The organism is Cupriavidus sp. 8B (assembly GCF_054589115.1).
In genome coordinates, this window is the sequence record NZ_BAAILO010000356.1 from 1 (window position 1) to 441 (window position 441).

At 62.8% G+C, this 441-nt stretch carries 1 protein-coding gene; it reads left to right on the forward strand.

Going from position 1 to position 441, the window contains the following annotated elements; genetic code table 11:
• Positions 1-55: 55 nt before the first annotated feature.
• Positions 56-441, forward strand: a 386-nt coding sequence (locus ACYP5B_RS34095; protein WP_400101763.1) for a hypothetical protein, incomplete at its 3' end; no start/stop codon positions are given.

The following is a 441-nucleotide window of genomic DNA, read 5'->3' on the forward strand; positions in this document are numbered from 1 at the left end:
TCGCCTCAGCCCTCGTTCGGGTCTCTAAACCGTAACTTCTGCAGGAAGGTGTTCCATGGATGTACAGCAACTCGTTTCTGAATTTCTCGCTTCCGAGCATGGGAGCCAGGCTGCCCAGGCGCTGGCAGCTCAGGGCATCAGTGCCGATGACGCCCAGCAGATGCTGAGCCAGGCCGCAGAGACAGCGCATGCCCACGCTGAGGAACAGAATGCCGGTCTGATGGGCGAGCATCCGGGTAGGAGCTTTTTTGCGGCTTTCGCCGCAGGACTGGTCCGGGGCGACGGGTTTTTCAAGTCCCTGGCGGAGGGCGGGGAGGGTATCCTGGCCGGCCGGGTCGCTGAGTCGCTGGCGGCGAAAATGGGCATTGACCCGTCCACCGCATCGACCGTGGCTGCCGCCGCTACTCCGTATCTCGTGGCGTTCCTGAAGGAAAAGCTCGC